Raw genomic sequence first — 2,987 nt, 5'->3', positions numbered from 1 at the left:
CGGCCAACCCCAGGTGATCCAGCGCGATGTCCAGCGCCAGCACATAGCTCTGCGCACCATACCCCGCAGCGATGCCCAGGCGTTGGCCAACCCCGGCCGGCAGGCACGGTTCGGCCACCGCACCGTCGTCATGCACTTCCACGTAGGCATTGTGCAGGTACGGCAGCAGCCGCTGCAGGCGCAGGCTGTTGGCACACGCACCCGGATCGAGCAGGGTCACCTCGCCACGGCTGTGGTCGGCCACGCGCAGCGCGTCCAGCAGTTCCTGCTCCGAACCACAGGCGCGGATCGCCACGCTGGTGCCGGCGTCGATGGCGCGATGCACCAGCGACTTCAGGACCGGCGCCGGCAGCGGCATCGCGGTACGGATCAGCGCACCGGCCGCTTCCGGGCCACGGATGATGAAGATCGACATGGCTCAGCCCTCCTGCGCCAGGCGGCGGCCAACGATGGCCAGCGACAACGGGTAACCGGCCTGCTGGCTGCGCTGGTCGACCACCACTGCGGCCGGACCGTGCTGCAGGCGCAGGCGTGCATCCAGCCCCGGCTCGCTGCGGGCCTGCAGCTCGATGTACTGCGCCGGCAGCCGTTCCAGCGCCGCCTGCAGCGCGCCACCTTCGGCCTGCCACTGCGCCTCGTCGGCGGTGCCGACATCCAGCAGCACCCAGTCAGCCGAGCGCGCCTGCGGCTGGCACAGGCACTGGCGCACTTCGGACAGGCTGGCGCAGTTGCTGCACAGCACGCGATGGCCGCTCAACTGCGCCGGCAGCTGCGGGCGCGGCGCCGACGGAGATGCGTGGCGGATCACCAGGAGGGTCATACAACACCTTGCGGAATGCGCCCTGTGGCGCGGTGGGCACACGATGCGCGCGCTGGCCGTAAAGGTGCGATGCCCGCCGCCGGGCCGGGGCGTAAAACCTGCGTAACCCATGTCCCGCGCTGCCGGGAACCTGCGACGCCTGCGTGTGGTCTGATACCGCTACCGACCACCCGGAGCCTGCCATGGATGCTGTTGCCCGCCCTCCCTTTTCCGAACGTGCGCTTACCTGGCTGAAGAAGGAAGCATTGCCGCTGCTGGTGATGCTCGGCCTGCTGGCCGCCGCCCGCGACACCCTGGCCAACCACTACGTGGTTCCCAGTGGCTCGATGCAGCCGACCCTGCAGCCCGGCGACCGGGTGGTGGTGGACATGCGCGCCTATGGCCTGCGACTGCCGTTCACTGGCCAGGAACTGATGGCGACCGGCAGCCCGCAGCGTGGTGAAGTGGCGGTGTTCGACTCGCCGGCCGATGGCACCCGCCTCATCAAGCGCGTGGTGGCAGTGGCCGGCGACCACGTGCAGCTGCATGAGGGCCATCTGAGCATCAACGGCCAGCCGCTGCAGATCGCCGACCTGCAGGACGTGGAAGCCTTCGGCCCGCGCCGCGCCCGCCTCGATCTGGACATGGGCGGCGGCCCGGACATCGCCGATCTGGTGGTGCCGGCCGGCAAGGTGCTGGTGCTGGGTGACCACCGCGGCAACAGCTTTGATGGTCGCTTCTTCGGTTTCGTCGATGCCGACAAGGTCTACGGACGCGCCGTGGCGGTGTACTACCGCCGTGGCGAGGGTTTCGAGTGGCAGCGCCTGTAAGCTGAATTGATACTTCCTGCATATCAATCCTGACTCATCAGGTTATGGATCGACTGGATCAACGGGCCTAGTCTGGGGCCCGTTCCCTCCCACGCCCGGCCGTCCCCACCGGCCCATCGATCCCATGACTGGCGAAACCGCGGCGGCCGTCGAACGCCGCCCCCACACTGTCGACCCTGCTGCCGAGACCCGCATCCAGCAGGGCACGCCGGCCTTCCGGCGTACCGCGCTGGCGCTGTTCCTGGCCGGTTTCTCCACCTTCGGCCTGCTGTACACGGTTCAGCCGCTACTGCCCGAGTTCAGCCGTCATTTCGGCGTCTCCGCTGCCGGCAGCGCGATGTCGCTGTCACTGACCACCGGCACGCTGGCGGTGGCGATGCTGCTGGCCGGGCTGCTGTCCGATGCGATCGGCCGCCGCCCGCTGATGATCGCCGCGCTGCTCGCGTCGGCCATCCTGTCGCTGTGCACCGCACTGGTGGACGACTGGACCACGCTGCTGGTGCTGCGCACCCTGCTCGGCCTGGCGCTGAGCGGCGTACCGGCGGTGGCGATGACCTACCTGGTGGAGGAAATGGACAGCCGCGCGCTGGGCCTGGCGATGGGCCTGTACATCGGCGGCAACGCCATCGGTGGCATGAGCGGGCGCCTGCTGGCCGGCATCATCGCCGACCACTGGGGCTGGCGCTGGGGCATCGGCGTGGTCTCGATCATTGCCATCGCCAGCACCGTGCTGCTGTGGCTGCAGCTGCCGCCGTCGAGGCATTTCCAGGCCCGTCGCGGCGGCCTGCGCCAGTTGCCGTCGCGCTGGCGCGCGCTGTTCGCCGACCCCGGCCTGCCGTGGCTGTTCGCCACCTCGTTCGTGCTGATGGGTGTGTTCGTCACCCTCTACAACTACCTGGGCTACCACCTGCTGGCACCGCCGTACCACCTCAGCCAGACCGTGGTCGGGCTGATCTTCAGTGTGTATCTGGTCGGCACCTTCAGTTCGGCATGGATGGGCCAGCAGGCCACGCGCTACGGGCGCGGCCGCATCCTGTCGATCTCGTTCGCACTGATCGGCGCCGGCATCGCACTGCTGGCGATGCCGTGGCTGAGCACGATGGCGCTGGGCATCGCACTGGTCACGTTCGGCTTCTTCGGTGGCCACTCGGTGGCCAGCAGCTGGGTTGGCAGCCGCGCCGGCACGATGCGCGCCGAAGCCTCGGCGCTGTACCTGTTTGCCTACTACCTTGGCTCGAGCGTGCTGGGTGGGGTGGGCGGCCTGGCCTACGCGGCCTGGGACTGGCGGGGGGTGTGCGCCTTCGCGGCCGTGCTGACCCTGATCGGCGGCGGTATCGTCTGGGCACTGCAGCAACGCG

The 2,987-nt window shown here is 69.2% G+C and carries 4 protein-coding genes; 2 read left to right on the top strand and 2 right to left on the bottom strand.

Annotation, left to right across the window (positions count from 1 at the left end; translation table 11 throughout):
• Both N7590_RS22025 and N7590_RS22020 read right to left on the bottom strand, forming a co-directional pair.
• The coding region (locus tag N7590_RS22025; RefSeq protein ID WP_197565102.1) for a 3-dehydroquinate dehydratase at positions 1-415 on the bottom strand (415 nt) is incomplete at its 3' end.
• A gap of 3 nt (positions 416-418) precedes the next feature.
• Entirely contained in the window at positions 419-820 is a 402-nt protein-coding gene (locus tag N7590_RS22020) for a hypothetical protein (RefSeq protein ID WP_164242896.1), read from the bottom strand.
• A 182-nt stretch (positions 821-1,002) separates the two neighbouring features.
• Between N7590_RS22020 and lepB the strand changes: the two genes are divergently transcribed.
• Together lepB and N7590_RS22010 are read left to right on the top strand one after the other, a co-directional pair.
• On the top strand, positions 1,003-1,629 hold the full coding sequence (gene lepB / locus N7590_RS22015; protein ID WP_164242895.1) for a signal peptidase I: 627 nt from the start codon (positions 1,003-1,005) through the stop codon (positions 1,627-1,629).
• 124 nt (positions 1,630-1,753) lie between these two features.
• Positions 1,754-2,987, top strand: a 1,234-nt coding sequence (locus N7590_RS22010) for an MFS transporter (protein WP_279935905.1), incomplete at its 3' end; no start/stop codon positions are given.

The sequence above is a fragment of the Stenotrophomonas sp. GD04024 genome (assembly GCF_029837545.1).
GTDB classification, from domain to species: domain Bacteria; phylum Pseudomonadota; class Gammaproteobacteria; order Xanthomonadales; family Xanthomonadaceae; genus Stenotrophomonas; species Stenotrophomonas forensis.
Note: the sequence above shows the minus strand (reverse complement) of the source record. Positions and strands in the feature narration are given on the sequence as shown.

Coding starts and splice junctions, on each gene's coding strand:
- N7590_RS22020 (WP_164242896.1), bottom strand. CDS start 820: ATGACCCTCCTGGTGATCCGCCACGCATCTCCGTCGGCGCCGCGCCCG.
- lepB (WP_164242895.1), top strand. CDS start 1,003: ATGGATGCTGTTGCCCGCCCTCCCTTTTCCGAACGTGCGCTTACCTGG.